This is a genomic window from Pedobacter anseongensis (assembly GCF_037482965.1).
In the GTDB taxonomy this organism is placed as follows: domain Bacteria; phylum Bacteroidota; class Bacteroidia; order Sphingobacteriales; family Sphingobacteriaceae; genus Pedobacter; species Pedobacter anseongensis.
This window is the reverse complement of record NZ_JBBHKB010000002.1, coordinates 791,868-818,783: the sequence shown is the minus strand read 5'-3', so window position 1 is coordinate 818,783 and position 26,916 is coordinate 791,868. Positions and strand designations below refer to the sequence as shown.

Here is a 26,916-nt window from a genome sequence, read left to right as displayed (position 1 = left end):
TTACGATAGTTTTTAAGAAATATTGACATATCTATTTTATCGATTATCTTCGTTTAGTAAAACTCCTTATGAAAAAAATCATCATCCTATTTTTTTTATGTTTTGTGTTAGGCAGGGCGAGCGCACAAAAGAAACAAAATGTGTATTATTTTAAGAATAACGACAAAGAAGTTAACACTAAAGACAGCGCAGATTATATTAGGGTTATTCAAGAGCCTGACTCAGGAGAGACCAATTTCATCTTAAGAGAATTTTTTTCAAATGAGAAGCGTAAAACGACAGGGAAGGTTTCTGCTTTTGAACCCTATTTGGTTTACGAAGGTGTGATTATGAGGTTTGACAAGGAAGGAAAAAGAAAGGAAATTACCACTTACGAAAAAGGTTCTCCTTTAGGCATGTCTTATGAATATTTTAGCAATGGAAAAATGCATAGGCAAACTGAATATCTAGCATTTGTACCGCAAGGCAACTCTGCACCTTTTACCTTTACGGCAATGGGTCCTTCAAATCGAGAGTCGAAGTTAATTTATTTAGCCGATTCACTAGGTGTTGAGTTCGTTAAGGATGGAAATGGATATGTAAGGAATTATAATGTTTTTGGAAAGGATGAACAGACAGAAGAAGGTGGGTATACTAATGGGGTTAAACACGGGGTTTGGAAGGGAAGTTCGAGTGCCTCTGCAACAAGTTTTATAGAAAGCTATGACATGGGAAAATTGGTAGGAGGGGAGAGCATTCGAGAGGGTGTTAAGTATCCCTATACTACCTATGGTGCACCTCCTAGTTTTAAAGGCGGGATTAGGAAGTTTTATGAATATGTAGGGTATTCGACAAAGTACCCTAGCGATGCTGCGAAAGATAGAATTTCTGGTACTGTTGTTTTAAGTTTTGCCGTTGAGAAGGATGGCAGTACAAGTGAAGTAAAAGTAGAGCGGTCTGTTTTTTCATCCATTGATGAGGAGGCAAAACGTGTGGTTCTGTCTTCGCCAAAATGGATACCTGGAACGATGAGAGGAGTTCCGGTTCGTGTAAGATATAGCATACCGCTTAAATTTTCGACGCGATGAGAAAAATTTTATGTGTTTTTTTACTTGCGACTTCATTAGGTACAAGTGCCCAAACCTATCAAGCACCGAGCGACCAAAAAGTGGTTGCTAAATTGTCGCAATGGAGCGATAAGAAGTTTGGTTTATTTATGCATTGGGGTATTTATAGTATTCCAGGAATCGTAGAATCGTGGAGTATTAATTCTGAAGACGCTTCTTGGATACCGAGAGACAGCACCAAGAACTATGAAGATTATAAGCGTTGGTATTTCGACTTGAATAAGCAATTTAATCCGATCAACTTCGACCCTAAAATTTGGGCTTCGTATGCAAAAAGGGCTGGAATGCAGTATGTGGTTTTTACAACTAAGCATCACGATGGTTTTGCGATGTTCGATACGAAGCAGTCTGATTATAAAATTACAGGTAAGGATGTTCCTTTTTCTGTGCATCCAAAAGCCAATGTTACAAAGGAGATTTTTTCGGCGTTTAGGGAAGAAGGATTCATGATCGGAGCGTATTTTTCGAAACCCGACTGGCATAATGAAAATTATTGGTGGCCTAGGTATGCTACTCCCGATCGAAATAACAATTATGACATTCGCTTACATCCCGATCGATGGAAAAAATTTAAACAGTTTACCTATAATCAGCTAGAAGAGTTGATGAGCGATTATGGGCCAGTTGATATTTTATGGTTAGATGGGGGTTGGGTGAGGCCAAAAGCTACGATTAATGCAGAAGTATTATCGTGGGGTGCGCCAATCCCTGCATGGGATCAAGATCTTAATATGCCAAACATCGCAAAAATGGCACGTGCAAAACAACCGGGGCTAATAATGGTCGACCGAACGGTGCATGGCGAATACGAAAATTATCAAACTCCAGAGCAAAAAATTCCAGAAAAGCCTTTGTCTTATCCTTGGGAAACCTGCATGACTATGGGCGATGCCTGGGGTTATGTGCCGAATGATAACTATAAAAGCACGAATACCTTGGTACATTTATTAATAGATATTGTGGCCAAGGGAGGTAATTTTTTATTGGATGTAGGTCCAAAGCCCGATGGTACGTTTCCAGAACCGGCTTTGCAGCGCCTCACTGAAATTGGCAATTGGATGGATGTGAATAAAGAAGCTATTTATGAAACAGAACCGGTGGCGCCTTATAAAACGGATAATGTCTGTTTTACGAAAAGTAAAAACGGGAGTACCTATGCGCTGTATTTGATAGCGGAAAATGCTGAATTTGTACAGCCCATTACAATTAAATCGCCACCGAAGATGCCTAAAAAAATCAATTTGCTGGGAATTAAGACAGCCATTAAATGGAAAAAATTTGGGGATGAGTTACAGATTTCATTACCTCAAAATGCAAAGGGTTTGAAACATGCTTTGGTTTTTAAAATGGATTAAAAGTCGAATTCCAATATTTTGTGATCTCTCAGCATTTTATCCACGAATTTTTTGTGGTTTTTTGGGCTTCCAACGGCAGTCCACGAGCCACTAATGGTGCCATTTGCGAGTTCTTGTTTCCCTCTATGCAATTTCAATTTTGAGCTTCTGATAGATTCTTCGTATCGATCTAGGCTTTCATTTTCATATTTTTTTACGATGCGGTAGGTTCGTGTTGTCCAACTAATTTCGACAAAGCGTTCTACGAAAGGGAAGAGAAGAAGTGCGGTTAATACCACACCAGTTACCCCTATGGCTTGTAGGTAAAATCCTCCGCCAATTGCCATTCCAATAGCTGCTACGATCCAAATTACACAAGCAGTAGTTAACCCGTTTATTTTATTGTCTTCTTTAAAGATTACGCCTGCACCTAAAAATCCAATTCCAGTAACGATATTAGAAGCAATACGATCTTGGCTTCCCAATCCTATTTTTACAGAGAGCACTGTAAAGAGCGTTGCGCCCAACCCAATCATAATCATGGTTTTTAATCCCGCTTGCTTACCTCTAAATTCTCTTTCAGCACCAATTAATCCGCATAGTAAGGTTGCCAACAGGAATTTATTCACTTCACTTTGCGTGATAAAATGAGTGCTGTCGAGATAATTTTGGATGAGTAGTAGCATATAATACTAATATAACGAAAAATCCCTCAAAACGTTTTAGTCTCGAGGGATTTTTATCAGTTGAAAGTTAATTCAATTTAAGCTTTATATTACATCATGCCGCCCATTCCGCCGCCACCCATAGGAGGGTGAGCATGGCCTGCCTCTGCAGTTTCTGGCTCATCGGCTAATACCACTTCGGTAGTTAACAGCATGGCTGCAATAGATGCGGCATTTTCTAGCGCTACGCGACCCACTTTAGTTGGATCAATAACACCAGCGCCGATTAAGTTTTCATACACATCCGTACGAGCATTATAACCAAAATCTGCTTTACCTTCTTTTACTTTTTGCACTACGATAGAACCTTCGATACCTGCATTTTCGCAGATTTGACGTAATGGCTCTTCGATAGCACGGCGAATAATCTGAATTCCAGTACTCTCGTCGTCGTTAATTCCTTTTAAGCCTGCTAAAGCTTCAACTGCACGGATGAAAGCTACGCCACCACCAGCAACAATACCTTCTTCAACAGCAGCACGAGTTGCGTGTAACGCATCATCAACACGATCTTTTTTCTCTTTCATCTCCACTTCACTTGCTGCACCAACATAAAGTACTGCAACACCACCCGAAAGTTTAGCTAAACGCTCTTGCAATTTTTCTTTGTCATAATCAGAAGTTGTCGTTTCGATTTGAGCTCTGATTTGATTTACGCGTGCTTTAATATCCTCAGATTTACCAGCACCGTTAATAACAGTTGTATTGTCTTTATCAACCACAACTTTTTCTGCAGTACCTAAATACGTTAAATCAGCATTTTCTAATTTATACCCTCTTTCTTCAGAAATTACGATACCTCCAGTTAAGATGGCAATATCTTCAAGCATTGCTTTTCTTCTATCGCCAAAACCTGGGGCTTTAACCGCAACAACTTTCAGTGAACCACGAATTTTGTTCACTACCAATGTAGCTAAAGCTTCGCCATCTAAATCTTCTGAAATGATTACCAATGGTTTGCCAGTTTGTACCGTTTTTTCTAAAACAGGCAACAATTCTTTCATGTTGCTAATTTTTTTATCGTAGATTAAAATGTAAGGACTTTCTAATTCCGCTTCCATTTTATCGGCATTGGTTACAAAATATGGAGATAAATAACCTCTATCGAATTGCATACCTTCAACAGTTTTAACTTCAGTTTCAGTACCTTTTGCTTCTTCAACAGTAATTACACCATCTTTGCCTACTTTTTTCATTGCCTCAGCAATTAAAGCGCCAATAACTTCATCATTATTAGCAGAGATCGATGCTACTTGTTTAATTTTGTTGTTATCATCACCAACTGCTTGAGATTGCTCTTGCAGGTTAGCTACAACAGCAGCAACTGCTTTGTCAATACCGCGTTTTAAATCCATCGGATTTGCACCAGCGGCAACATTTTTAATACCAGCGGTTACAATAGCTTGTGCTAAAACGGTAGCAGTAGTTGTTCCATCACCTGCAATATCAGCAGTTTTAGAGGCTACTTCTTTTACCATTTGAGCACCCATGTTTTCGATTGGGTCTTTTAATTCGATTTCTTTAGCTACCGTTACCCCATCTTTAGTGATTGCTGGCGAACCGAATTTTTTATCGATAATTACGTTACGACCTTTTGGGCCTAAAGTTACTTTTACTGCATTCGCTAAAATATCAACACCTCTTTTCAGAGCGTCTCTTGCTTCAACGTTATATTTTACTTGTTTTGCCATTTTTAATATTGTTTTAATGTTTAATGTTAGAAAGTTGAAATGTTACTTTCTAACGCAATTTAAATCCAGAACTTTACAACATTTAAACGTTGCAACGTTTAAACTTTTATAATGTTCCTAAAATGTCAGAATCTCTCATAATTAAATATTCTGTGCCTTCGATGGTTACTTCGGTACCACCATATTTGCTGTATAAAACCTGATCGCCAACTTTTACACTTAAAGGAATTAAATTTCCAGTTTGGTCAGCATATTTTCCTGGTCCAACAGCTACAACAATACCTTGCTGAGGTTTTTCTTTTGCGGTATCAGGAATGTAGATACCAGAAGCTGTTTTTTCTTCTGCAGCTGCAGCTTCAACAACTACTCTGTCTGCATTAGGTTTAAAGTTCAAAGCCATAAATACTCTTTATTTTTAGTTTTAATAATTGAATTGATTCGTATTGTTCTTTATACGATATAATTGTTTTAACAGTTTTTATGCCAAGCCTGTTTTGCTTGCCAAATTTGCATTAGCTGTCAGTTAATGGTTTAGATACAGAAAATGCAGGTGTCAGTCTGACAGGTCTAAAGGATTTGGGCGCTCGAGCGGGCTTTACGTTGCAAGTTCTCGCTACGCTGTGGGCTTTTCACTTCAATCCCTAGCGCAGATACCAACAAGCTAAAACTTAATGGTACAAAAAAAACTCCCTAACCAAAGCGAGGGAGTTTTACAATTTCGTTTTAAAACTTATTTTTTAGCGGTATCGCCAGTTTTAGCAGGTGTAGCACTTGGACTTGCCATGTTGCCTCCAATTGGAGAAGGTGTTGCAGCTTTGTTAATTTGATCGTCGATTTTCGAACCACCCACAGATGAACTTCCAGATTTTCCAACCGTTGTAATGGCTAATGAAACAATTACAATAAGGGTTAATAATACCCAAGTTCCTTTTTCGAGTACATCGCCTGTACGCTGTACGCCAAACATATTACTGCCCGATCCGCCAGTAGCTAAACCACCCCCCTTAGGGTTTTGAATAAGTACAAATAAGCCAAGGGCTATGCAAAAAATAATTAATAAAATAATCAATAAGGTTATCATGCTATTTATGTTGTTAAATTTTCTTTTCTAGAGATTGAATAAGGTCGGCAAAGTAACGGCTTTTTTCTGGAAATTTCAAACTTAATTTTTGATAAGTATCTATCGCCTTGTGATAAAGCATTTGTTCAATGTAAATAGCTGCCAAAGTTTCGGAAACTAAGTCGTAATTATCTTCAGCACTTTTCTTTGCTTTGTTTTCGGTGTTGATCTGTTCTGCTTTTGGCGCTTTAATTTGGGGATCATTTTTAATAAATGAATCGATGATCTCAATGCCCTTTGGTTTTACATTGACGTTTAGCGGTCCTTTTTTGGCCTCGTCGGCAAGGTTAAAAGGACTCTGAAGATGGAAAATATGTTCCACATACTGATGTTGTAAATCGCCTTGCTGAACAGGTGGATTTTGCTTCGTACTAACATAAGGTTGAAAAATTTGCTCATGTTCTTTACGGGTTTTGGCCAACCACCATAAAAAAGTATAGGGCAACTTGTCATCATTATATTTACTAACCGTTTGTGCTTCTGCTTCTTGATTGTATTCTTCGGGTTGTACAACTACTTCACTTTCATTGGCAACGGGTTCGGCACTTAAATGTTGCTCGAATGCGAAAAAGTCGGAAGCCACGATGCTTTCGATTGCCAATTCGTTCGGCACTGTAGTCGCTTCTTCTTCCTTTTCAAGTTCCTCAGCTAGCGCAGAGGTAGGGGCGAAAGCTGAGGTATCTACTTCTGATATTTCCTCAAAAACAGCATGGTCATTCACGTTGTCTTCAACAAGTATATGCTGAATATCTGCTATTTCTTCGAAAGTTTCTTGTTCATCAGTTGCTGTATTCCTTGCTGTTTCGCTTGCTAATACCTCATCCTCATCACCAAAAATACCAAGGTTATTTGCCATTTGATAGGCTAAGTACCCGCCATTGTAAAGACTAGCTAAAGTTAATGTCTTGTCGAAGTTAGGTTTGCCTTGGTTTGCTTTTGCGAGCAGCAAATGCAATGGCTCGTAATAAGGATATTTTTCGACCAAATCGGCTAACAGATCGATATGCGCATCCGAAACCATTGATGGTTTTGCGAGTAAATCTGTTAATTGTTGTTTAGTTTCGATATCCAGTTCCATTTTGTGGCTAAGTTAACAAATGAAAATGCAATTCTCTACCATTGTGCAAATGCACGGTTAAAAATATTTTCGGTAAGCTGATCGATTACCTTTTTATTTAAGGCTTCCTGTTGAGGAGCAAAGGGTTGTCCGGCTAGCGAAAAGTCGGTAAATGCCGTGAACGTCTGTTTGCTAAAACCTTGGTTTTCGTATCCTTTTACATAATTTGTGTACGTAATTTCAACCGTTATGGTTAAGCGATTGGCTCCTGCCACAGGCTTCGTATTATCTTGAATGGAAATGGGTTTCACATCGTAATCGAGAATTTTGCCTTCGAATTTCCCCTGTGCTCCGCTTACTATAATGTTAAGTTTGCTCTGTGTGCGAATGCGTTCTTTGAATGCATCGGTAAGCTTATTGGCTAATGGAGGATCTACTAATGCAGCCACGTTCTCGAACAAAGGAACACTCACGGTTTTCATCTCGTTAGGTATAGAAGCACCATTAAATTTATAGCTACAGCTGCTAAGTATGAGAACGAAAAGGGCAATTGGTAATTTCTTCATTTGTGAATTTATTAAAAAACTTAGTTTTTTTGGTTCATCGCCACCGATTGGCTACTTCTTTTATTCAGTTTTAATTTATGTTTTTATTGGTCTTCATGCTTTCGCTTCGCTCAAGGTTCTATTAAAGTGGGTGCATTGGCTAATCGGTGCATCCTGAAAATAAAAGGCCGGTTTAAGAGCGAAACGAGGGTGCTGTGGTTTTGCATAATGGCTAAACCAACATCACATACTTTAACTCAGATTGAGCTCTTTTATTTTACGATATAAGGTACGTTCTGAAATTCCTAATTCTTGTGCGGCAAATTTACGTTTGCCCTTATGTTTTTTTAACGCTTTTTTAATTAAGTCAGACTCTTTATCAATTAAAGATAATGATTCTTCGATTTCTTCGGCATCGTGCGCAAAATTATATTCGTTTGGTAGGCTTTGCGAAGGGTGTTTGATGGTTAAGGTAGCGTCGTTATGGTTCGGTAAGTCTACTTCTTGATAAAGCTGGTTAATAAACTGCGGATTATCTGCCATGATATGAGAGGTATTTCCACCATTTTGTATTATCTCGGCCACCAATTTCTTTAATTCCATCATGTCTTTTTTCATATCGAAGAGCACTTTGTAAAGAATGTCGCGTTCAGAAAAATCTTCCTTACTATTTCCATTAATTGTCATCGGTAAATTACTTCCTGATTCGTTAGGGATATAATTAAGTAAGGCTTGTGCGCTCACATTCCTATCTTTTTCGAGCACACAAATTTGCTCGGCAATATTCTTTAACTGCCTAACGTTTCCTGGCCAGCTATAATTGCTTAAAAGTTGGATGGCATCGGGCTCTAGGTTTATGCCCGGACTACGATATTTATCGCTAAAATCGGCTGCAAACTTGCGGAAAAGTAAGTAGATATCTTCTTTGCGTTCTTTTAGTGAAGGGATTCGTAGTGGGACCGTATTTAATCGGTAATACAAATCTTCTCTAAATTTGCCCGATTTAACGCGGTTGTATACGTCAACATTGGTGGCTGCAATAATACGTACATCTGTTTTTTGAACTTTCGAAGAACCTACACGTAAATATTCGCCGCTCTCTAAAATACGTAATAATCGTGCCTGTGTGCCTAGTGGAAGTTCGGCAACCTCGTCTAAAAAGATGGTTCCACCATTGGCTACTTCAAAATAGCCCTTTCTAGCTTCATGAGCGCCGGTAAACGAGCCCTTTTCGTGCCCGAATAACTCTGAATCGATGGTTCCTTCTGGAATTGCACCACAGTTTACGGCAATAAAAGCACCATGCTTGCGCGCACTCATTTGGTGGATGATGTGAGAAAAAACCTCTTTTCCACTTCCGCTTTCGCCGGTAATAAGTACCGACATATCGGTTGGTGCCACTTGCCTTGCCGTGTCAATAGCTCGATTTAATAGCGGTGAACCCCCAATAATCCCGAACCTATTTTTAATATCTTGTATATCCATTTTTTGTTGCGCGTTGCCTGTTGTGTGTTGCGTGTTGCCTGTTTGGTGGTAGATTTATGCATCCAAGCTCACAACTCGTAACTCACAACTCAAAACTGTTTTTAAACTATCCTTCCAATCAGCGTAGCTGATGTACATTTCTCTATGTAAACGTAGGCATACTCTCCTGGTTTTACCGAATCGGTAACCGGGAAAACAACCATTGCATTTTCGTCATTACGCCCTCTGTATTCTTTATCCGATTTTTTAGAAAATCCTTCGATTAACACTTTAACCGTTTTACCCACAAAATCTTCGAGGCAGGCCAACGAATCTTCCTGTTGTTTTTTAAAGATTTCGGCTAATCTTCTGGCCTTCACCTCTTCAGGAACATCATCTGCATATTTTCTAGCGGCTAAAGTTCCTGGTCGCTCAGAATATGAAAATGTATATGCGAAATTATAGCGCGCATAATCCATTATACTTAAGGTATCTTGATGCTCTTCTTCGGTTTCTGAACAAAAACCTGCAATAATATCAGCCGAAATGGCGCAACCAGGTATAATGCGGCGAATGGCATCAATTCTATTCATATACCATTCGCGAGTATAGGTGCGATTCATTAAGGCTAAAATTCTCGAATTTCCAGATTGGACGGGTAAATGAATGTAATTGCAAATATTATCGTATTTGGCAATGGTATATAAAACTTCGTCGGTAATGTCTTTTGGATGCGAAGTAGAAAAACGGATTCGCAATTCTGGACTAATCTCGGCCACTAAACTTAGTAATTGAGCAAAATTAACCGAACCATTTTCTGCTGTTTTTTGCGTAATCTTTTCTGGTAAATCGGCTTTGTTACTTAGTGCATCTAATAATGCATCACCGGTTAGGGTATTCATCTCGTCTTTAAGGTCATCAACCGCAACATGATTGGCTTCAGGGGCATTCCACAAGTATGAATCTACATTTTGACCGAGCAAAGTAACCTCACGGTATCCATTTTCGAATAATTCTCTCGATTCGCGAACTATAGAAAGCGGATCTCTACTGCGTTCTCTTCCTCTGGTAAAAGGCACTACGCAAAAAGAGCACATGTTATCACAGCCACGCATAATGGTTACAAATGCCGTAATGCCATTGCCGTTTAACCGTACGGGACTAATATCTGCATAGGTTTCTTCGCGCGATAAAATTACGTTAACGGCTTTATGCCCCTCTTCTACCTGACTAATTAATCCGGGTAGATCGCGATACGCATCTGGGCCAACTACCACATCTACTAATTTCTCTTCTTCCAGAAATTTAGCTTTCAATCGTTCGGCCATACAGCCTAAAACGCCCACAATTAACTTCGGATTTCTTCTTTTTTCGACCCCAAATTGCGAAAGGCGATTTCGAACGCGTTGCTCGGCATTCTCGCGGATAGAACAAGTGTTGATGAAAATGACATCGGCCTGATGATAGTCGCCCGTAGTTTCGAACCCTGTATCGGCTAAAATCGATGCTACAATTTCGCTATCGGCAAAGTTCATTTGGCAACCGTAACTTTCGATGTAAAGTTTTCTTCCATCACTTTTTTTAGGTGCATCAATCACTAAGGCCTCACCTTGGCGTTCTTCATCGTGGATCTTATCCGTAAGCTGTAAATCAATCATCAATCTTCAATAATATTGGGCTTCAAAAGTAATAAATTTAATTGAGAAATGACAAATTGTCATAAGCCATATTCCTGTCAATAAATGGAAATATATCGCTAAATAGAAAAAAACTAATCGATTAGTTGTAATACTAATTAATTAGTAGTATATTCACTTTGAATCTAATTTTTAGTTATGGGAAATAAAATCGTATTGCTTTTCATGTTATTGTTTCCACTAGGTACTTATGCTCAATTAACCTATACCATTAAGGGTTATGGAAAAAGATTTAAGGAAGGAGATAAAATATTTTTACTTTACAGGGAGCCAGGCAAAACTGTTTCAACGGCAGACTCAACCCTTGTAGCGCATGGTAGGTTCGAGTTTAAAGGTTCCATAAAAAGTGTAGTTAAGGGAGGGATTTATCGGAATACAAACCCGGTATATAACAATGATATTGAAGATGCAATCAACTTTTATGTAGAACCTGGCAACATTATATTACAATCTGCCGATACATTGATGGGCGCTATCCTCTCGGGAACTCCGTTAAATGTTGATTACAATAAGCTCAGAAAATCACTTATGATAAAGCCAAATCTTGCAGATGACCAAATGCAATCTGTTAAATTTGCTTTTATCAAGCAACATCCTCATTCTTATGTGAGCTTGGTAACACTTGGTGAGCTATCTACAAATAAAAAGCTATTGCCCAAAGTTGAAGCGTTATTTCCAGTGTTAAGCAACGAACTAAAGGCAGATCCCATCGGGAAAAAGATCTTGGAGCGAATAAGCTTTGCTAAAAAAATAAATGTTGGTATGATGGCGAAAGATTTTAGTCAGCAAGATGCAAAAGGAAAAATGGTTAAATTATCAAATTATAGGGGTAAGTACGTATTGGTCGATTTTTGGGCATCGTGGTGTTTACCATGTAGGGATGAAAACCCAAATGTAATTGCTGCTTATGAGCGATATAAAGCGAATGGTTTTACTGTTCTAGGCGTTTCATTAGATGATGAAAAGGGAAAAGTAGCATGGTTGAAAGCCATTAAAGATGATGGATTAACCTGGATGCAGGTTTCTGACTTAAAAGGATGGAAAAATGAGGTTGCAATCTTATATGGAATAACTTCCATACCCGCTAATGTATTAATTGATCCAGCCGGAAAAATAATTGCCAAAGATTTAAAAGGGAAGTTTTTAAACGAAAGGCTTGCCGCGATTTTTAGCGTGAATTAACAATCAAACTTTTCTTAGCCAAGAATGTTTAACCTTACAGATAAACAATTTATGGCGTTGCAAAAAAAAGGAAGAGTTTGGGTTTGGATTGGAAGTATTATTGGTATACTAATTTTAAGTTTAAGTATAGCGGCATTGTATTTAAGCTCTCAATGGAAACCATTATTAACCGAAAAAATTAAAGAGGGAGTTTATACTGCTTCGAATGGGCTATATCTAATCGATTTTAAAAATATTCATTTAAATTTAGTTACTGGCAGTGTGGTCTTAGATAGCTTAAAGCTAACACCTGATACCAATGCTTTTAAACTTCTTGTTGCCAGAAAGAAGGCGCCTAGCCATTTATTTAGAATTAAGGCTAGCTATTTGAAGTTGAGTAGGATAAAGATATTAGCTGCATATTTTGATAAAAAAATTAATTTGAACTCAATAGTTCTTACCAAACCTTCTATAGATATGGTTTTTTATCGCGTACCTAAGCGAATAGATACCCTTAAGGATGAACAAACTCTTTACCAACAAATTTCAAAATCACTAAGATCTATTCGAATTGGAACCATTAAAGTGGTGGATGCAGATTTTGATTATTATAATGGGTTGAAAAAATTAAATGCGGTAAAGCACTTAAACATTAACGTTAAAGATATTTTGGTTGATTCACTTTCGCAATACGATAGCACTCGTGTTTTGCATTCTAAAAATATAGGGTTTAACTTAAATGGTTATCGGTCTTTAACTAAAGATAAAATGTATACGGTAAAAATCGATTCGGTTAGTGGTTCGATTAATAGTCGCACGTTAAAGATAAGAGGCTTGAAAATGATTCCGATGTACAACGATTTAACTTTTAGTAGAAAATCTACCGTTCAAAAAGATCGATACGATTTAAGTTTTGCAACAATAGATTTAACTGGGGTAGATTTTATTAAGTTGAATACAGAAGGGAGTTTAAAAGCCTCGCATTTAGAAATTGGTCCAGCTAAAGTTGCCGTTTTCCTAAATCGGGAACTGCCTCCTCCTGATTTTAATAAGGGGAGAAATTTTCCCCATATCGCATTAAAAAGATTACCTATAGAAACAATTCTTGATACATTAAGTTTAAGCAAGGTAGATATTGCCTATACGGAGTATAATCCTAAAACAAAAGAAAGAGGGACATTAAAACTGGATAACTTAACCGGAAGTATTTTAAATTTAACGAATGATTCGTTGCGTTTGTCGAAAAATAATCATGCCAAGGCTGATTTAACAGCCTACATTTTAGGGGTTGCTAAAATGAATGTAAAAATCGATTTTAACCTTACCGATGCTGCAGCTTCCTTTAGCTATATAGGCCATGTAAGTCCGTTTAACCTTAAAGTTTTAAATCCACTTTCGAAGTCGTTAGGTGAGGTAGAAATTGAAAGTGGTAAGGTGAAGAGTGTCGATTTTAATATTTACGCGAACCAAAACAGTTCAAAGGGTCGAGTTTCGTTTAAATACACCGATTTAAAAGTTAAGCTATTAGAAGAGGGAGAGGATGGAAAGAAGGAAAAGAAAAAATTGTTATCGTTTTTAGCTAATACGATTTTGATCAAAGACGATAATCCTTCAAAAGGTGAGGCGGCGAGGGTAGCTAACATCACATGGAGCAGGGTTCCACAAGCTTCGTTCTTTAACTTGATGTGGAAGAGTGTATTCGTTGGAATAAGAGAGATTGTGGGAATTGGGGTAGTTCCGATTAAAGCCATGGAAAAGCCAAAGGCCAGTAAAAAGGAAGAACGTTAATTTTTTGCTCATCTTTTGCTGATCTGATGAGCAAAATAAAAAAATTGTATATTGGAGCAACAAATGAATCTTGAGTTAACATGAGCGAAAAACCTTCAAAAAAGATTAAAATTTTAAAATGGGGATTAAGTATTTTTCTTTTTATTTCTTTAACCTTAGTTGGAGCATCGTGGTATATAAGTGTAAAACTTAAACCTTTTATTAGAAAGGAAATTACAGAATTGGTAAAAAAATCTACCAATGGTTTGTACCGCATCGAATTCAGCACCATTCATACGAATTTTATTACGGGTTTGGCCGCTATTGCTGATGTAAAAATAATACCTGACACAACAGTTTTTAAGCAACTCATTGCACAGCAAAAGGCACCAAACAATCTCTATTATATTACTTTAAAGAAACTTTCTGTTCAGCACTTTCACCCTTGGGCGATGTATTTTAACAAGGAGGCAAGAATCGATTTATTACTGTTTGATAAACCAAATGTTACTATGGTGAACAAACATTTTGAGTTTAATGAAAATCGGCCTCCTCGTCCACGAAAATCGCCCTACGATTATATTACTAAGCTTTTTAAGTCGTTACAGATAGAGGTGGTCGATTTTAAAGATGCTAATTTTAAATATGTAAACAATAATGATTCGATACCCGAGATCGATTCGGTTGCCAATCTTAACGTAAGGTTAAAAGATTGGTTAATCGATAAAAATTCAGCTGATGATAAAAGCCGTTTATATTTATTGAAAGATATTGTCATTAATGTAAACAACTATAGTTACGCTACGCCAGATAGCATGTATTACATTAAGGTAGACCAGCTCGACTTTGCTTCGTCGACTGGGAAATTAAATATTAAGCAATTTGGATTTTTACCAAGATACAGTGAAGCCGCATTTGCTAAAGTAAATGGTTATGCACGCGATCGATTTACCATTCAATTAAACAACTTGGCAATGGACGGCTTAAATTTACCCGCCTATGTTCAAAAGCAAGAATTAATTGCTGAACAATTACACATTACCGATGGAATAGTAGCTGTGTATAATGACAATAGCTATCCAAAGCGAAAAATTGATAAGACAGGTAAATTTCCTCATCAATTATTACAACTACTTAAAGCTAAGCTGAAAGTAAAAAAAATTAATCTAAGCAATATTGATGTTAGTTTTGCGGAGTTTGATAGAGACAGTAAGCAAATTGGCAAACTAACATTTGAAAAAACGAGTGGCATAATTTCGAATGCGACCAATATGCCGAAAGAGAAACTCATTGATCCGATAATGACTGCCAATTTGCAAAGCTATATGATGGGACAAGGAAAGCTTGTTGTCGATTTTGCGTTTGATTTGAATTCTTCAATTGGAGCATTTAGTTATGCGGGTGAATTAACTAATTTGGATGGAAAAACCTTAAATAAAATCACCAAGCCATTAGGCATGATACAAGTAAATAGGGGTGAGGTTAGAAAATTGGCCTTTTCGATAAAAGCAGACGAGAATGTTGCTCGAGGAAAGTTAGATTTTACCTATAATGATCTTTCCGTTGCCATTTTGAAGAAAGAAGAGGGTAAACAACGCCTGGTTAAGAAAGGACTAATTTCTTTTTTAGCGAATAATTTGGTAATTTATTCGGATAATCCAAGTGCTGAGGGGAAGTTTACCTCGGCCAAAATTCATTATAAAAGAGAAATTACGGCTTCATTTTTTAATTATATCTGGAAAACCTTATTTCAGGGCATCCAATATAGCGTGGGAGTTACCCCTCAAAAAGAAGCTGAGATTAGAGCTCAAATTGCTAAATTTGAAAAGATGAAAGCGGATCGGGATGAACGTAGGTACCGTAGGCAGTTAAGAAAGGATAATAAAAAACCCTAGATCACCCAGTTCCAACCAAATCTATCTTCCGCTAAACCGTTACGTATATCATTTAACTCTTTTGCAATACTTGTAGACACCGTACGTGTAACCGGGTTGCTTAACGTATAAAGTTCTCCATTGTAGCCAATTTCTCCGATTTGAGTTACGGTTGCTGCAGTGCCTACGGCAAAAGCTTCGGTTAAGGTTCCGTTTTTTGCACCTTCGATAATCTCTGCAATGGTAACTTTTCTTTCTTCTACAGTAATCCCTTTTTCTTTGGCCAAAGTAATAATAGTATCTCTAGTTACCCCATTTAAAATGGTTTCACTAACGGCTGCGGTAATTAATTTGCCGTCTAAAACAAACATTACGTTTGCGGCACCCGACTCTTCGATTAAAGTATGGGTTGCCGAATCTGTCCAGATTAACTGATCAAAACCTTCTTTTTGTGCTTGGGCAAAAGGGTATAATGAACGGGCATAATTTCCAGCAGTTTTTGCATAGCCAACACCACCTTCGTTTGCACGAGTGTATTTTGTTTCTATTTTAACTTTTAAGGCTTTAGTATAGTATGGCCCTGTGGGGGTTGCTAAAATTACAAATTTATAGGTATCGCTAGCTTTTACGCCCAATGATGAATCTGTTGCGAACATTACTGGTCTTAAGTACAACGAATAATTTTCTTGTGTTGGCACCCAACCTTTATCTATGTTAATCAAGGTGGCAATTCCTTGCATAAACACTTCTTCAGATACAGTTGGCATGGCGATACGGTCTGCCGAAATATTAAAGCGTTCAAAATTCTTATCCGCCCTGAACACACTTACCTCACCATTTGGTAAGCGATACGCTTTCAGCCCTTCAAAAATAGCCTGACCATAGTGCAAAGCAGAAATAGCCGGACTCATTGGTATTGGGCCGTAAGGTAAAATCTGAAGATTTTTCCATTCACCATCTTCGAAATCGGCCATGAACATATGGTCGGTAAAGATTTTTCCGAAAGGAATGTCTTTAAACTCGGTAGAAGCTAATCTTGGATTGGTGTTCTCGGTAATCTGAATTTGTAAAGTATCTATCACGGCTTTAATATTAATTAAGTACAAAAGTACGAAAATTGGGCTTAAACCCAATTTATTTTTTCCAAAATGTACCTTTATTGTCCTTTTTAAAGTGTTTTTAATACACTAAGCACCCATCCTTTCCCCCACTCTTCTCGCTGCTGGTCGGTCCACAAGAATGGATAAAATATTCTTTTTTGGAAGCGTGGAGGCAGGTACTTTTGCCAGTTAGTTCCGCCTGTTGCGGCAATGTCTACAGGGTCGCGTTCTAAGTAGCGGACGGCCGATTTATAATGCGAAAGAGGCCATTCTACGTTCACATAGAGGTCTAATTTTCTTAATTCATCTCCCAATTGGTTCACATCTTCCCCCTTTTCTTTAAATCCAAGATAAAGTGAAGCGAAATTGCTATGCTCATTTTCTTTGGCAAGGGCTAAAAATTGAGTGGCATATTTTTTAATGAATTGCTTTAAAGTAAGGGTCTGTTTACCACTAGCTAATTCAGTTGCGCCAAACTTCCAGTATATATACTCAAATTTTTCGTCAATGGTTGTGTCTTTTAATAGGTCGCGTTTACTTTTATCAACCAGTTGGTTAAAATTTGCCGCGTAAATCTCAATCATTCGGTATTGGCCTGATTGAAACCCACTGGCAGGTAATAACGACATTCTGAATTTTAAGAACTGGTCTTTTTCCATTCCATTAACCATTACCTCGAACGAAGTGGTTAACGCATTGAAATAAGCATTTATACGCTTCACACGCGCGGTAAAAAATTGAACGGTTAAATTTTCATGAGTGGTAATCTGCTTGCATTCGTGCAAAGACAGCTTAAAATAGAGTTCCGTAATCTGATGATACATGATAAAGATTTCTTCATCAGGAAACGGCGTTTTTGGGCTTTGCAAACTTAGCAACGTGTCTAAGTGAATATAGTCCCAGTAGGTTAGGAAGTCTGCATACAAGAGACCATCTAAGTAAGAGGCCATATCTTGCCCCATAGCTTCGTATTTTTCTTGAAGCTTATCGAGCTTGTCTTTAATTTGTGGGGTAAAATCCATTTTGTATAATTTACTAATACAGCACCCTAAACTTAATCGTATTATCTATCTTTTTTAACGATTTAAACAATTGCTTATCGTACTCCGCATTGATATCGGTAATTGCATAGCCAACGGTTTGGTTTGTCATCAAAAATTGGCCAACAATGTTAATATCATGCTTCGCAAAGATTGTATTAATCTGCGCCATAATACCTGGAACATTTTTATGGATATGGATTAAGCGATGTGATTTATCAATAGCGGGGAGTTGTAAGTTTGGAAAATTACTACTCATATATGTTGTTCCTTTATTCATAAAATCAATTACTCTTTTAGCAATAAAGGAAGCGCTACGAGGATTGCCTTTTGGATCGTCAAAAACCACGATGCCCATTTCGGTACAAGTTTGAAAAGACAGTTTATTTTTGGCACTCCCCAAATAACCAATCGTTTTTAACTTAACTGCTCTTTTAAGTTGCTCTACTTCAATTTTTTCGCCATTCGCTAAAATCAACATACCTACATCTGCAATGTATTTTTCTTCGAATGAAGTTTTATGACGAATAGAAAAGCCATCCTTTTTAAGTAGGCTAATGGTTTCTTCAGGAACATCTCCAATTACCAAACACAAAATTCTGTTTTTAGGATAAGATATTGCCCTTGGTAGATTATTTACGTACAAAAACTCATCAAAACTAGGTGTAATGTGGTCGGCTCTAGAAACAATGCTTTCTCTTGCTATATTTTCGGTAAAGGCAAAGAATTTTTTAATTAATCCGCTCTCGCGCAGTTGATAATCTGAATAACCATCGCCAATGCCATATAAATCACCATTTAAGTTCATTTGGCGCATTAATTTTACTTTACCACCTTCTTCACTTAAGGGATTTGCATGGTCGTAATCTATAATATTACCATCACCTGTGGTGACAAAGGTATTTGCGTAAATGTTTTCCTTTTTTATGTGGTATTGGCTTACTACAGGTGTGATGAATTCTTTAAATCCACCCGAAACAATTAGAACCTCATCTGCATGTTTTTTAAAAAATGCAGCATTACGAGAAAAAGAGCTGGATACTTTTTTCTTTAAGCGTGTTATAAGTTGCTTTAAATGATCTTCATTTGCTTCTAATAATTGAACACGTTTAGCCAAGCTTTCCGAAAAAGATAATTTACCCTCCATAGCCAAGTTGGTATAATCTTCAATCTTTTTAAAAATGGCTTCTTTATCGGGATGCTTACGTAGCGAAATTCTCGCTAACTCGTCTAGGGCCTCTACTTGAGTAAACGTACTGTCGAAATCGATGATATAATAATTCTGCTGTGCCATTTTTTAGGTTAATGCCGTGCAAACTTCTCGAATGCTCTCTTTTAAGGGTTTAAAGTTAATATTTATTGTGGTTTTAATTTTTTCATTGCTATAATAGCTCAAATTAAAACTGCTTCTTGCTGCGTCTCTGGTTAATGCAGGTGTCTTCTGTGTAAAAAAAGAAGCAAGTTTGGCTGCCCGCCAGGCAATGCCCAACATCCAAGGTTTAGCTTCTATTGATGGCGATTTTAATCCAAACCCACTTGCTATTTCTTCAAAAAATACCTTATAAGTTAAGTTATCGGCTGAAAGTGTATAACGTTCGGCACTAATTTCGCTGTTCATTAATAAAATCATGCATCTGGCCACATCTTCCACATCTACAATACCGGTTGCGCCATCGGTATAAAATTTTAACCCCTCTTTTACCAACTTAAAAATTGCCCCACTCCCCTCAAAACCTGCATTTTTTCCAATAATTACAGCTGGATTTACAATTACCGCATCTAAGCCTTCGGCTATGCCGCGCCAAACCTCCATTTCGCCTTCATATTTAGAAATGGCATAAGAGTGTACATTGGCATCGTATTCCCAATAATCTTCTTCAGTAATTAACACTCCTTTTTTTGCGTTGCCCAATGCAGCGATAGAACTTACGTGTACTAAGCGAACGTTATTTTCTAAACAAAGGTTAACTACATTGGAAGTTCCTTCGATATTTATTTTTAAAAGTTTTGCCTTGTCTTTTGGGTCGAATGAAATAAAAGCCGCACAATGATACACCTGTGTAACCGATCCGAAGGCGTCGGCCAACGTTTCGGAATCATTAATGTCAGCTTCAAACCATTCGACCAACGTGTTTTCTTTCAGTAGATTTGGGATTACGGAGGTGGCTCTTTTCAACGCTCGAACCGCATGATTTTGAGCGGTTAACTGATGAATTAATTCCGCTCCTAAAAACCCCGTTGCACCAGTTACCAGTATCATATGATTTTTTTCATTAATATATGCGCTCAAAAATAGATATTTGAGGTCAAACATTTATATCGCTTTTATGTCTTTATCAGATTTTTTTTCTCCAACTCAACCCGAGCAATTTAGTCCAAAGAATGGGTTTTTAACCAGTCAGCTCGGATTAAAAGTCGATTTCTACATCGATCGTTTCCCAGATCTGGAAGAGAAAACCTACGATATTGCCATTTTTGGCGTGAATGACGATCGTGGTTCGTCGACAAATTATGGCTGTTCATTGGCTGCGGAACACTTTAGGTCGCAATTTTATCAGTTAAATGAAGGCGCCTTTACCTGCAAAATCATAGATTTGGGAAATATTATTGCCGGTAACGAAATATCTGATACTTACTATGCCGTTAAAGCCGTGGTTGAAGAATTAGTGCGGTTAAATATTTTACCTGTCATTATTGGAGGTGGTCAAGACCTCACGTATGCTCAATACATGGCCTATGAAGGCTTAGAGCAAAAAGTAGATTTAGTGGTGGTCGACTCGAAATTCGATTTAGATGAAGATGAGCACGAAGGTTTGGCCACGACTTCTACATCGTATTTGAGCAAGATTTTTCTACATCAGCCTAATTACCTATTCAATTTTAGCAACATCGGCTATCAAACGTATTTTGTTAACCAAGAAAGCCTAAAAGTAATGGATAAGCTGTATTTTGATGTACATCGCTTAGGCGAATTTATGCAAGATATTTCGTTAACTGAACCCATTATTCGCAATGCAAACATGATTAGCTTCGATATGGGAGCGATTCGTTCTGGAGATGCCGTTGCGAATGCAAATGCAGGACCGAACGGTTTTTATGGTGAAGATGCCTGTAGGATTGCCCGATATGCTGGAATGAACGATAAATTAAGTTCCATTGGTTTTTATGAGTTCAATCCTGCTTTTGATAAAAACGGACAAACGGCTATGCTTTTGGCACAAATGGTTTGGTATTTTATTGATGGATTTTATAATCGAAAACAGGATTTCCCATTAATTCCAAAGTCGCAGTATATCATTTATAGAACAAGCTTAAAGGATGGTTCCGGCGAAATGAATTTCGTTAAAAGTAAACGTTCAGATCGATGGTGGATGCAGGTGCCTTATCCAATAGGAATTTCAAAAAATGAGCGTTATCACCTTGTTCCCTGCCGCTATGACGATTATAATACGGCTGTTAATGGCGATATGCCAGATTTGTGGTGGCGCACTTACCAAAAGCTAGGTTAATTTTACAATTTACTTAATTATTTTTTAATGTAAATGTTTATATTTGAGTATTAAACACCCAAAACTAATTACAAAACTTCTTAGCTTATAGTTAAAAAGCTCACAAAATCATTAAATTTTATGAAACCATCATGATTTTGGTAATCACAAACACCAATGAATAAATCATGATAGCTTCATAACCATTAAAAAACAAACTTTATACATATGAAAAAATTAATCTTATCTGCCTTATGCTTATTACCAATTGCAGTAATGGCGCAACAACCCTTTACCATTAAGGGAAGTGCAAAAAATTTAAAGGCTGGCGACAAAATTTACTTAGTTTATGCAGAAACAGGGCAACGCGTTACCGATTCGGCTATGGTAGTAAATGGTACCTACGAATTTAAAGGAACTTTAAAAGGTACAGATCCAATTGGAGGAAATTTATTCAAAAATATTAATCCATATGTAAAGGGTGCAAATACGCGCTTCATGGATTACACGATGTTATATGTTGAACCAGGAAATATTGCAGTAAACTCTATAGATTCTATTGCTTCTTCTACAGCAACGGGTACTCCAGTAAATAATGACAATGCAAAATTGGCTTTAAAACTTAAGCCCTATATTGATAAAAGAAAAGCTTTAAGTGAGGAGATTGCAAAATTAACACCAGAGCAACGAAAAGATAAAGCGGTAATGGAGCCTTATATGGAAAGATCGCTTGCCATTTCTAAAGAAATGAGCCCAGCTTATTTGGCTTTCGCAAAAGAAAACCCAGCTTCATATATCAGCTTAACTACATTGGCGAGCTTTGCAACCAATGCTGAATTCGCTTCTCAAGCCGAAGCTATTTTTGCAACCTTAAGTAATGATTTAAAAGAGAGCAAAGTAGGTAAAAACTTAACGTTGGCCTTCGAAGCAGCAAAGAAAACAGCTGTAGGCGTAATGGCAATGAATTTTACACAGAATGATCCAAATGGTAAACCGGTTAGTTTATCTGATTTTAAAGGCAAATATGTATTGGTAGATTTTTGGGCGGCATGGTGTGGTCCTTGCAGAGCTGAAAATCCTAACGTAGTTGTTGCTTACAACAAGTTTAAAGATAAAAACTTTACTGTATTAGGTGTTTCTTTTGATGGAGGTACAACCAATACCAAAAAAGAAGATTGGTTAAAAGCAGTTGCTGATGATAAATTGGATTGGACTCACGTCTCTGATTTAAACGGATGGCAAAATGCAGTTGGTGTACAATATGGAATCCGTTCTATTCCTGCTAACTTTTTAATCGACCCCAACGGTAAAATTATTGGGAAAGGGTTAAGAGGTGAGGAATTACAAAGTACATTGGCAAAATTATTAAGCGAGAAAACTAAATAAAGATGAAAAAATTAATTTTATCCGCGCTATGCTTATTGCCCTTAGCAGTAATGGCGCAACAACCTTTCACCGTTAAAGGCAAAGTGGGAACATTGAATGCACCAGCTAAAGCATTCTTAACCTATAAAGTAGGGAAAACAACAGTTATCGATTCTACTGAGCTTAAAGGAGGTAAATTCGAATTCAAAGGGTCTATAGATGGGCCAACTTCGGCTTTGATTAAAATAAAGCATGATGCAACTCCTGCTGATCCAAAAAAACGTGTTCCTGTAGATGCGCTCTCTATTTATCTTGAAAAAGCAACTATTAATGTCGCAGCAGCAGATTCAGTTAAGTATGCTAAAATTACAGGCTCGAAGGTTAATGATGATAATGCAAGATATTTAGCCTTGTTTAAACCGATGAATGATAAGGTGGCCGAATATATGAAAGAATACAATGCCTATACTGCTGAACAGAAAAATGATAAAGAATTTATGAAGCCCTTTATGGCTAAATATAATGAGGCAAATAAAGATAGGGGGCCTTTAACTAAGAAGTTTGCTGAAGAAAATCTTAATTCAGTAATTGGATTGGTTGCCTATAAAGCTTCTATGCCTTATGAGATAGACCCAGCGTTGATTGAGCCAGAATATTTGAAATATTCAGCAGAAGCTAGAGCATCGAGTGTTGGGAAGAGCATAGAAGATGCAATTGCGGCTGCTCGGAAAACGGCTGTTGGGGTAATGGCAATCGATTTTGCGCAACACGATCCAGAAGGAAAGGTTGTGAAATTATCAGATCTTAGAGGTAAATATGTGTTACTCGATTTTTGGGCGGCATGGTGTGGTCCTTGCAGGGCTGAAAATCCAAATGTAGTTGTGGCTTACAATAAATATAAAGATAAAAACTTTACCGTTTTTGGGGTATCGTTTGACGGTGGCAGCACAGGAACAACAAAGGCACAGTGGTTAGAGGCGGTCGAAAAGGATAAGTTAACCTGGACCCATGTTTCTGAATTGAAGGGTTGGGAAAACGATGCCAGATATGCGTATGGTATTCAAGGCATTCCTGCAAATTTTTTAATTGATCCTTCTGGGAAAATTATTGGGAAAAATTTAAGAGGCGAAGCTTTACAAGCTAAACTTCAAGAAATTCTTGGTGATAAAACAAAATAACATAACTAATAAATCTATTAAAAACCCCAATTGTTTTTTGAGCAATTGGGGTTTTTCTATGGAGTTTATTTACATAAGGTCAAACCCGATATCTTCTCTAAAGTATTTACCATCGAAGTACACACGTGCAGCATCGGCCGTTGCCGATTGCAAGGCTTCGAATTGGGTATCTTGAATGCTGGTTACAGCTAATACTCTACCGCCATTTGTTTTAACTACACCACCTTCTACGGTCGTTCCGGCGTGAAAGGCAAGAGAGCTTCGCATATTTTCAATGCCCGATATGGCTTTTCCTTTTTCATAATCTCCTGGATAACCCCCTGCAACAATCATCACTGTGGCTGCATTTTTCTTGCTAATATTGAGCGTATATGTTTCTAATTTTTTATCCGCACAAGCGATAAATAACTCTACCAAATCATTTTCTATTCGGGGAATTACACTTTCCGTTTCGGGATCGCCCATGCGGCAATTGTATTCGATTACGTAAGGTTCGGTGCCAACTTTTATTAAGCCGAAGAAAATAAAACCGGTATAATCGATGTTGTCTTTTAGCAAGCCATCTATTGTGGGTTGGATAATAGTTGTTTTGATTTTTGCTAAAAAGGTCTCATCAGCAAAGGGAACTGGAGAAACTGAACCCATTCCGCCTGTATTTAAGCCTGTATCGCCTTGCCCTATTCGTTTATAATCTTTAGCTTCTGGTAAAATCACATAATTTTTGCCATCACTAAGTACAAAAACGGATAATTCGATTCCGTTTAAAAACTCTTCAATAACTACAGTAGAACCCGCATTGCCAAATTTACCACCCAACATCAATTTAAGTTCTTCTTGTGCTTCGCTCACATTATCTATAATCAGAACACCCTTACCTGCAGCTAAGCCATCGGCCTTTAACACCACTGGCATGTCATGGTTTTGAAGATAGGTTAGTCCATCAGCTAAATTCGCATTCGAAAATGATTTAGATTTAGCGGTGGGAATGCCATGTCGATCCATAAATTGTTTCGAAAAATCTTTACTACCCTCTAAAATTGCACCTTCTTTTTTAGGGCCAATTACCGGGATATGTGCTAAGGCTTCGTCGTTTGCAAAAAAATCGTGGATACCATTTACTAAAGGCTCTTCTGGACCAACTACTACTAAGTTAATTGTTTCTTTTAATACTAATGCTTTTACTGCTTCGAAATCGTTCGGATTTAGATTTACATTTTTGCCGTAAGCACCCGTTCCTGCGTTTCCGGGAGCAATAAATAACTGAGTGCATAAAGGAGATTGGCTCATTTTCCATGCAAAGGCACATTCTCTTCCGCCAGAACCTAATAGTAAGATTGAATACATTGAGCAAAGATATTGGTTTATGTTTATAAAAACTAGCTTTTTCGGCATGCTGCCGAGAGACTTTTTACTTTTTCCTTTGGATGAAAAAGTAACAAAAAATCCAAGGCTCCGAGGTTTAAGTTCGAATAGTACGTCAGTTGTGTTTATTCACAAGCTGAAGTCGCTTCGCCGAAGAGGCTTCGCTTGCCCAGCTTGTTTAACTATGGTTAAGAGGGGGGATTAGTAAGGACAATTAACTACTCTTCTCCTTAAACCTCGAGGCCGTTCCATTGGGCGCCTACCCCTCGCAATTTTTAGTATAACGTATAATTTGATATGTTTATGTAATGAGTTAAGCATCATGATATAGGCATCCTGCTATTCGGCCTCACTGGATTCGCGTAAAAAAATCAATGAGAGAGACCGAAAGAAATAAAAGCTGTTTGAGCGCAGCGAGTTCTTTTATTTCCGGTCTCGAACTTTTATTTTTAGCAAATGCTGTGAAGCCTTGATCTTTTGTTTCTTTTCCATCAAGGGAAAAGAAAGATAATCGGTGGCACACCGATCTAACTCACAGCATTCTTCACCATCTCCTCATATACTACTTTCCAGCCTTTCCAACGTCCGGTTTCAGAAACCGATTCGTTATGCCATAAGCTATACAGTGTGCCATCAACCAGCTTAACCGAGGCAATTAATTGTTCAATTTTGGCAATCGCCTGCTCAGGATTTAAATTTAGATAGTGCTGCAACGTCACATCCATCGCTGCAAAGGGATGGATGGTTAAATGAGATTGCTTTTCTAATTGTAAATCGTACCAAAAGAAAGGTGTACAGGTTCCTGCTTTAAAGCCAATTTGAGAGGCATAACCCATCGAATAATCGTGATTTATCCCCACTTTAATTAACTTTAAATAGGTGTGTGGTAAATGTAGCTTTAAAAAATGTTGCCTCGATGCATCAATTCTCTGGTTGGTAATCGCTTGTAAGGAAACCAACTCTTCGGCAATCTTTTTTGTTTCGGTATTGGAAGCGTAGGAGGGGTGAAGGCCAATATTAGCCGTTGAAGCAATTTTACTAATCAGTGCGGTAAATGATTCATCTTCTGGATTTATATTCTGATCATACTCTTCGTGCCCTTGCCTAGCCAAAAGAAAGAAATAAATTGGCTTTAACTGATAACGCTTATGAATATCCGCTAAATAATCATAAGTATCGAAAGGATCATCTTGCCCTAATCCGGTTAAGATAATATCTACAACTTTCTCAGTGTTTAATTTTACGGCTGCTTTTAAAATGCGTGCGGTATTTTTTACTAAACCACTCGATCTAAAATGGTAAGCTCGATCTACATCAATGGTTGGAATAAATTTAAACTTTCTTTTTCCAAAGGTTAAGTGGGGAAACTTTTTTAATAAAATGTTCTTTAAAATTAATGCCCAGTGATCTATTATTGGAGTGTCTAATAAATTTAATCGGTATTGCAAACTTCGCTCTGCAGGATAACGTCCATGTTCATCGGCCTGAAACGGCAAATACTCTTCGTATCTGCTTATAAAGTAAAATGAAGCTGCAAAAATATCAAAAGGCAGTGCGCCATTTTTTACGGCAAAAGGAATCTCCTGATCGCCAAATGTTGTGGTTGTAATTTCAATCTGCCCAATGTTGTGCTGCATTAATAGGGGCGAACAACAGAAAAACAGCTCATCATTAAGTGCTTTTTCCCCATAGCTTATTTTTGGAGCCGTACTTTTTTCAAAATCAGCACTGATGCTCGTAAATTCAAATTCGCATTTTAATATTTCCCTAAAAATGAAGTTAAAGATGTACTTTATTCTTGGCGAAACTTTAGGCGAATAAATTAACAAATGCATAGAATAC

General features: G+C 37.6%; 22 protein-coding genes. 8 read left to right on the top strand and 14 right to left on the bottom strand.

The window, feature by feature from the left end:
• Window positions 1-68 precede the first annotated feature (68 nt).
• Complete coding sequence (locus tag WG904_RS10755; protein WP_339579314.1) at window positions 69-1,067, top strand: TonB family protein; 999 nt, start codon at window positions 69-71, stop codon at window positions 1,065-1,067.
• Window positions 1,064-2,461, top strand: a complete 1,398-nt coding sequence (locus WG904_RS10750) for an alpha-L-fucosidase (RefSeq protein ID WP_339579313.1) — start codon at window positions 1,064-1,066, stop codon at window positions 2,459-2,461. Before WG904_RS10755 ends, WG904_RS10750 begins: the two co-directional genes overlap by 4 nt.
• Here WG904_RS10750 and WG904_RS10745 read toward each other — a convergent pair.
• The 8 genes from WG904_RS10745 to WG904_RS10710 form a co-directional block, all read right to left on the bottom strand.
• Entirely contained in the window at window positions 2,458-3,126 is a 669-nt protein-coding gene (locus WG904_RS10745; RefSeq protein ID WP_339579312.1) for an MgtC/SapB family protein, read from the bottom strand. The genes WG904_RS10750 and WG904_RS10745 overlap by 4 nt on opposite strands.
• Window positions 3,127-3,215: 89 nt before the next feature.
• The gene (gene groL / locus WG904_RS10740; RefSeq protein WP_339579311.1) at window positions 3,216-4,856 is read right to left on the bottom strand and encodes a chaperonin GroEL; all 1,641 of its coding nucleotides are present in this window, start codon (window positions 4,854-4,856) and stop codon (window positions 3,216-3,218) included.
• 106 nt (window positions 4,857-4,962) lie between these two features.
• On the bottom strand, window positions 4,963-5,256 hold the full coding sequence (gene groES / locus WG904_RS10735; RefSeq protein ID WP_048907794.1) for a co-chaperone GroES: 294 nt from the start codon (window positions 5,254-5,256) through the stop codon (window positions 4,963-4,965).
• 330 nt (window positions 5,257-5,586) lie between these two features.
• A complete protein-coding gene (gene secG, locus WG904_RS10730) occupies window positions 5,587-5,937 on the bottom strand; it encodes a preprotein translocase subunit SecG (RefSeq protein ID WP_339579310.1) in 351 nt (116 codons plus the stop codon).
• Window positions 5,938-5,950: 13 nt separating this feature from the next.
• Complete coding sequence (locus WG904_RS10725; RefSeq protein ID WP_339579309.1) at window positions 5,951-7,054, bottom strand: DUF8458 domain-containing protein; 1,104 nt, start codon at window positions 7,052-7,054, stop codon at window positions 5,951-5,953.
• A 35-nt stretch (window positions 7,055-7,089) separates the two neighbouring features.
• Window positions 7,090-7,599, bottom strand: a complete 510-nt coding sequence (locus WG904_RS10720) for an LptE family protein (protein ID WP_339579308.1) — start codon at window positions 7,597-7,599, stop codon at window positions 7,090-7,092.
• Between the two features lie 231 nt (window positions 7,600-7,830).
• Window positions 7,831-9,063: a sigma-54 interaction domain-containing protein gene (locus WG904_RS10715; protein WP_339579307.1), complete on the bottom strand. Its 1,233-nt coding sequence runs from the start codon at window positions 9,061-9,063 to the stop codon at window positions 7,831-7,833.
• 101 nt (window positions 9,064-9,164) lie between these two features.
• Window positions 9,165-10,700, bottom strand: coding sequence for a MiaB/RimO family radical SAM methylthiotransferase (locus tag WG904_RS10710; RefSeq protein ID WP_339579306.1), 1,536 nt, complete (start codon window positions 10,698-10,700; stop codon window positions 9,165-9,167).
• Window positions 10,701-10,877: 177 nt separating this feature from the next.
• Between WG904_RS10710 and WG904_RS10705 the strand changes: the two genes are divergently transcribed.
• The 3 genes from WG904_RS10705 to WG904_RS10695 all read left to right on the top strand — a co-directional run bounded on the left by WG904_RS10705 (window position 10,878) and on the right by WG904_RS10695 (window position 15,562).
• The gene (locus WG904_RS10705; protein WP_339579305.1) at window positions 10,878-11,921 is read left to right on the top strand and encodes a redoxin domain-containing protein; all 1,044 of its coding nucleotides are present in this window, start codon (window positions 10,878-10,880) and stop codon (window positions 11,919-11,921) included.
• Between the two features lie 24 nt (window positions 11,922-11,945).
• Entirely contained in the window at window positions 11,946-13,688 is a 1,743-nt protein-coding gene (locus tag WG904_RS10700) for a hypothetical protein (protein WP_339579304.1), read from the top strand.
• A gap of 80 nt (window positions 13,689-13,768) precedes the next feature.
• Window positions 13,769-15,562: a hypothetical protein gene (locus WG904_RS10695; protein ID WP_339579303.1), complete on the top strand. Its 1,794-nt coding sequence runs from the start codon at window positions 13,769-13,771 to the stop codon at window positions 15,560-15,562.
• Here the strand turns inward: WG904_RS10695 and WG904_RS10690 are convergent.
• The 4 genes from WG904_RS10690 to WG904_RS10675 all read right to left on the bottom strand — a co-directional run bounded on the left by WG904_RS10690 (window position 15,559) and on the right by WG904_RS10675 (window position 19,941).
• Window positions 15,559-16,623: a branched-chain amino acid aminotransferase gene (locus tag WG904_RS10690; protein ID WP_339579302.1), complete on the bottom strand. Its 1,065-nt coding sequence runs from the start codon at window positions 16,621-16,623 to the stop codon at window positions 15,559-15,561. The two genes, WG904_RS10695 and WG904_RS10690, sit on opposite strands and share 4 nt — an antisense overlap.
• 86 nt (window positions 16,624-16,709) lie before the next feature.
• Window positions 16,710-17,663, bottom strand: coding sequence for a tryptophan 2,3-dioxygenase family protein (locus WG904_RS10685; RefSeq protein ID WP_339579301.1), 954 nt, complete (start codon window positions 17,661-17,663; stop codon window positions 16,710-16,712).
• Between the two features lie 13 nt (window positions 17,664-17,676).
• Window positions 17,677-18,975, bottom strand: a complete 1,299-nt coding sequence (locus WG904_RS10680) for an HAD-IB family phosphatase (RefSeq protein WP_339579300.1) — start codon at window positions 18,973-18,975, stop codon at window positions 17,677-17,679.
• A 3-nt stretch (window positions 18,976-18,978) separates the two neighbouring features.
• A complete protein-coding gene (locus WG904_RS10675; RefSeq protein WP_339579299.1) occupies window positions 18,979-19,941 on the bottom strand; it encodes an NAD-dependent epimerase/dehydratase family protein in 963 nt (320 codons plus the stop codon).
• A 67-nt stretch (window positions 19,942-20,008) separates the two neighbouring features.
• Here WG904_RS10675 and WG904_RS10670 point away from each other — a divergent pair, with 67 nt between their 5' ends.
• The 3 genes from WG904_RS10670 to WG904_RS10660 all read left to right on the top strand — a co-directional run bounded on the left by WG904_RS10670 (window position 20,009) and on the right by WG904_RS10660 (window position 23,712).
• A complete protein-coding gene (locus WG904_RS10670) occupies window positions 20,009-21,190 on the top strand; it encodes a formimidoylglutamase (protein ID WP_339579298.1) in 1,182 nt (393 codons plus the stop codon).
• Window positions 21,191-21,397: 207 nt separating this feature from the next.
• A complete protein-coding gene (locus tag WG904_RS10665) occupies window positions 21,398-22,555 on the top strand; it encodes a redoxin domain-containing protein (protein WP_339579297.1) in 1,158 nt (385 codons plus the stop codon).
• Window positions 22,556-22,557: 2 nt separating this feature from the next.
• Window positions 22,558-23,712 (top strand): DUF4369 domain-containing protein, encoded by a 1,155-nt coding sequence (locus WG904_RS10660; protein WP_339579296.1) that lies wholly within the window; start codon window positions 22,558-22,560, stop codon window positions 23,710-23,712.
• A 69-nt stretch (window positions 23,713-23,781) separates the two neighbouring features.
• On the opposite strand, the gene purD is transcribed toward WG904_RS10660, so the two are convergent.
• On the bottom strand, window positions 23,782-25,056 hold the full coding sequence (gene purD, locus WG904_RS10655) for a phosphoribosylamine--glycine ligase (RefSeq protein ID WP_339579295.1): 1,275 nt from the start codon (window positions 25,054-25,056) through the stop codon (window positions 23,782-23,784).
• Window positions 25,057-25,601: 545 nt separating this feature from the next.
• Window positions 25,602-26,909: a polysaccharide deacetylase family protein gene (locus WG904_RS10650; protein ID WP_339579294.1), complete on the bottom strand. Its 1,308-nt coding sequence runs from the start codon at window positions 26,907-26,909 to the stop codon at window positions 25,602-25,604.
• Window positions 26,910-26,916: the final 7 nt, after the last annotated feature.

Coding starts and splice junctions, on each gene's coding strand:
- WG904_RS10755 (WP_339579314.1), top strand. CDS start 69: ATGAAAAAAATCATCATCCTATTTTTTTTATGTTTTGTGTTAGGCAGG.
- WG904_RS10750 (WP_339579313.1), top strand. CDS start 1,064: ATGAGAAAAATTTTATGTGTTTTTTTACTTGCGACTTCATTAGGTACA.
- WG904_RS10745 (WP_339579312.1), bottom strand. CDS start 3,126: ATGCTACTACTCATCCAAAATTATCTCGACAGCACTCATTTTATCACG.
- groL (WP_339579311.1), bottom strand. CDS start 4,856: ATGGCAAAACAAGTAAAATATAACGTTGAAGCAAGAGACGCTCTGAAA.
- groES (WP_048907794.1), bottom strand. CDS start 5,256: ATGGCTTTGAACTTTAAACCTAATGCAGACAGAGTAGTTGTTGAAGCT.
- secG (WP_339579310.1), bottom strand. CDS start 5,937: ATGATAACCTTATTGATTATTTTATTAATTATTTTTTGCATAGCCCTT.
- WG904_RS10725 (WP_339579309.1), bottom strand. CDS start 7,054: ATGGAACTGGATATCGAAACTAAACAACAATTAACAGATTTACTCGCA.
- WG904_RS10720 (WP_339579308.1), bottom strand. CDS start 7,599: ATGAAGAAATTACCAATTGCCCTTTTCGTTCTCATACTTAGCAGCTGT.
- WG904_RS10715 (WP_339579307.1), bottom strand. CDS start 9,063: ATGGATATACAAGATATTAAAAATAGGTTCGGGATTATTGGGGGTTCA.
- WG904_RS10710 (WP_339579306.1), bottom strand. CDS start 10,700: ATGATTGATTTACAGCTTACGGATAAGATCCACGATGAAGAACGCCAA.
- WG904_RS10705 (WP_339579305.1), top strand. CDS start 10,878: ATGGGAAATAAAATCGTATTGCTTTTCATGTTATTGTTTCCACTAGGT.
- WG904_RS10700 (WP_339579304.1), top strand. CDS start 11,946: ATGTTTAACCTTACAGATAAACAATTTATGGCGTTGCAAAAAAAAGGA.
- WG904_RS10695 (WP_339579303.1), top strand. CDS start 13,769: ATGAGCGAAAAACCTTCAAAAAAGATTAAAATTTTAAAATGGGGATTA.
- WG904_RS10685 (WP_339579301.1), bottom strand. CDS start 17,663: ATGGATTTTACCCCACAAATTAAAGACAAGCTCGATAAGCTTCAAGAA.
- WG904_RS10680 (WP_339579300.1), bottom strand. CDS start 18,975: ATGGCACAGCAGAATTATTATATCATCGATTTCGACAGTACGTTTACT.
- WG904_RS10675 (WP_339579299.1), bottom strand. CDS start 19,941: ATGATACTGGTAACTGGTGCAACGGGGTTTTTAGGAGCGGAATTAATT.
- WG904_RS10670 (WP_339579298.1), top strand. CDS start 20,009: ATGTCTTTATCAGATTTTTTTTCTCCAACTCAACCCGAGCAATTTAGT.
- WG904_RS10665 (WP_339579297.1), top strand. CDS start 21,398: ATGAAAAAATTAATCTTATCTGCCTTATGCTTATTACCAATTGCAGTA.
- WG904_RS10660 (WP_339579296.1), top strand. CDS start 22,558: ATGAAAAAATTAATTTTATCCGCGCTATGCTTATTGCCCTTAGCAGTA.
- purD (WP_339579295.1), bottom strand. CDS start 25,056: ATGTATTCAATCTTACTATTAGGTTCTGGCGGAAGAGAATGTGCCTTT.
- WG904_RS10650 (WP_339579294.1), bottom strand. CDS start 26,909: ATGCATTTGTTAATTTATTCGCCTAAAGTTTCGCCAAGAATAAAGTAC.